This is a genomic window from Candidatus Megaera venefica (assembly GCF_034554655.1).
Taxonomy (GTDB): Bacteria; Pseudomonadota; Alphaproteobacteria; order Rickettsiales; family Rickettsiaceae; genus Megaera_A; species Megaera_A venefica.
Window position 1 is genome coordinate 1 of sequence record NZ_JARJFB010000220.1, and the last position, 2,022, is coordinate 2,022.

Genomic DNA, 2,022 nt, shown 5'->3' on the forward strand with positions numbered 1-2,022 from the left:
ATAAAGGCACTGACGAAAAGATGCAAGAAGCGGCAAAAATGATCCCGCCTGGTTACGAAATGTTTCTTATGAGCGATCATGTTGTAGATAGCAATGAAGCATCTTTTAGATGTGTAGCATTCCTAAACAAAGAAACAAAAGAGATCGTATTTGCCACAGCTGGAACAAGACCCCACCTTAATCAAAAAGGTCTGGATGACTTATATGATGACGCTTTGTTAGTCGCTCAAAGTAAGCCCGCAAAAATGAATCCAGCTCAGATCCTAAACGATATGATTTTAGATAGCTTGGGTGAGCAGGCAAAAGATTATAAATTTCATTATACTGGCCACTCTCTTGGAGCAGCAATGGCCGAAATGCAAGCAGTGGACATGGATATTAAGCTACAAAAAAAAGGATTAAAAAATCATGGTGAAAAGGACCAAATAACAGCTGTTACTTTTGAAAACCCAGGAACAAAGCCTATTGTAGAAAAAATGTATAAAGAAGCTGGGCTACCTGAAAATAGCGCAAAAAAACTAAATTTTTGTGCATTTAACAATAGAAAAAATATTATCAATAGTTTAAACGAACAATCTGGCACTGTATACACTATTATCCCTCATTCACAAAAAGAAAGAAATCCTAATTTGGTTCAGATGGTATTCGAAGTAATAGCTAAATATGCTTCTGAAATTACTCCACTTTTGGGGAAAGCTTTTAGCTTATTAGCACCTGGAGGTATAGGCATGGAGCTTCCCTCAGACCATTCTTTATCCAATTTCAATAAAGTTTTTGTACAAAAAGCAGGGAAAGTTAAAGACAAAGAGGGTAATATAATTTCGATGCAAGAGGCTTATTCTCAAATTAAGCCAATTGAGTACGAGGAAAGTTTAGCTAATAAAATCAAAACTCTTCAACACACTGAAAAAACTACTGGTAAAATAGAGTTCTCTATGGATAAATTTGACGAGACCACAGGAAAACTTGATAGGGTAACATTTAGCCGTGCAGAATTAGAAAAAGCGACTAGGTTAGAGCAGGCCGAAAAAGTATCCTCTAATGAGAAAACAAAATTTACTTCTAAATTTCCGCCAAAAGCACAAGAAAATGTAGCCAAGCAAATAATTAGTTCAAAGACAGAAGGCTTATCATCTAATCTTAAACTACCTAGTGCAAAACAGGCTCTAGAAGGCACAAGTAGATCAGCAAGTCGCTAATCTGTTCACAATTCAGGTTATTTTTTTCCTGATAGAACTGTAATAATTCCTCTTAGAGTTTGCAATTCGGTTTTAGATAGGTTATCGATTCTTGCAAAAATATTCCTGATTTTCAAGCTCATTTTCTCTCTTTTTTCTGGAACGCGAAAAAATTTACGTTCTTCAAGGGAATTGAATAGGTGTTCATAAAAATATTCTAGCTCATCATTTTCAGCAAGTGTTGGTTGTACATATGACCTTGATTGCATACGAGCCGGAAAAAGTTCATAACAAATTACCGCCACTGAGTGAGCAATATTCAAAGAGCTAAAGCTCAGGTTAGTATCAATTGTTATAATCTTATTGGCATATGAAATTTCTTGGTTATTCAAACCACAATTTTCTCTACCAAACATGATCCCGACTTTACCAGTCTTAGGTATGTCTTCTATCAAATCTCTTGAAAAAACATATTCCTTATTCATATCTCTTGGAGTAGCAGTAGCCGCATAAACATATGATAAATCACTTATTGCATCAATCACAGAACCAAAAATCCTAGCATTAGCAATTAAATCCGCCGCTCCAACTGACATACTTACGGCTTTTTCATTTGGCCAACCGTCTCTTGGATCTACAATTCTAAGGTCATAGATATCGAAATTCTTCATAGCCCTTGCTACCGCTCCTATATTTTCACCCATTTGTGGGGCAACTAATATTATAGAAATGGACATTAAACACCTATCTTCATAAATTTATAGAGACTTTCCATCTATTTGTGTAAATTCGATTATAGGCACTTAAATTCTCCCTTCGAATTTGATCATAAAATGAGCCATAG

2 protein-coding genes are annotated in these 2,022 nt (G+C 35.4%); one reads left to right on the top strand and one right to left on the bottom strand.

Translation table 11 applies throughout. The features are described 5' to 3' along the window. The coding region (locus Megvenef_RS09140; protein WP_322777618.1) for a lipase family protein at nucleotides 1–1,199 on the top strand (1,199 nt) is incomplete at its 5' end. 17 nt (nucleotides 1,200–1,216) lie between these two features. On the opposite strand, the gene Megvenef_RS09145 is transcribed toward Megvenef_RS09140, so the two are convergent. Continuing rightward, nucleotides 1,217–1,915, bottom strand: coding sequence for an RNA methyltransferase (locus Megvenef_RS09145; RefSeq protein ID WP_322777619.1), 699 nt, complete (start codon nucleotides 1,913–1,915; stop codon nucleotides 1,217–1,219). Between the last annotated feature and the right edge of the window lie 107 nt (nucleotides 1,916–2,022).